The 466-nt window shown below is 72.3% G+C and carries 2 pseudogenes; one reads left to right on the top strand and one right to left on the bottom strand.

Going from position 1 to position 466, the window contains the following annotated elements:
• Positions 1 to 246: pseudogene (locus B4M60_RS00265) on the top strand (hypothetical protein); the annotation flags it as partial.
• A 21-nt stretch (positions 247 to 267) separates the two neighbouring features.
• Here B4M60_RS00265 and B4M60_RS00260 read toward each other — a convergent pair.
• Positions 268 to 466, bottom strand: a pseudogene (locus B4M60_RS00260) (hypothetical protein); the annotation flags it as partial.

The raw sequence follows: 466 nt of genomic DNA, 5'->3' as shown, positions 1-466 counted from the left end.
GACCTCTACTGGCGAGAGTGGCGGTTGGTCGGCGAGGCCGACGGCTTTGCCAAGTACGGAACCGGGCAGGAGCAGATCAGGGGTTCCTGGAACGCCGAACGACGTCGACAGAGTCAGATCGAGGACGCCGGGTTCGTTGTTCTCCGGTGGACCTGGGAGGACCTGCGACATCCGCGGCGGATCGTCGACCAGGTCGAACGCGCCATGCGTCGCCAGGAGAGGCTCGGGCTCGGCCCGGGCGCGTGATCCACCCCACCGGACAATCCGCTACCGACCTGCGTGGTCCGCTACCCGGTTACAGGCAGCGGATCGCGCAGGGGAGTAGCGGATTCCGCCGGCCGGCGGGGGTGGGTGGGCGCGGGCCGGGGCGGGCGCGCGGTGGGGGAGCAGGACGCGGGCGTCCTCCGGGGGCGGCGGGCCCGGGGCCTCCGCGGAACCGGAGGACAGCACCAAAACGGCGGCGTCG

Source organism: Dietzia sp. UBA5065 (assembly GCA_002415925.1).
GTDB lineage: Bacteria > Actinomycetota > Actinomycetes > Mycobacteriales > Mycobacteriaceae > Dietzia.
The sequence above is the reverse complement of the archived record's forward strand: the minus strand, read 5'-3'. Positions and strand labels throughout refer to the sequence as shown.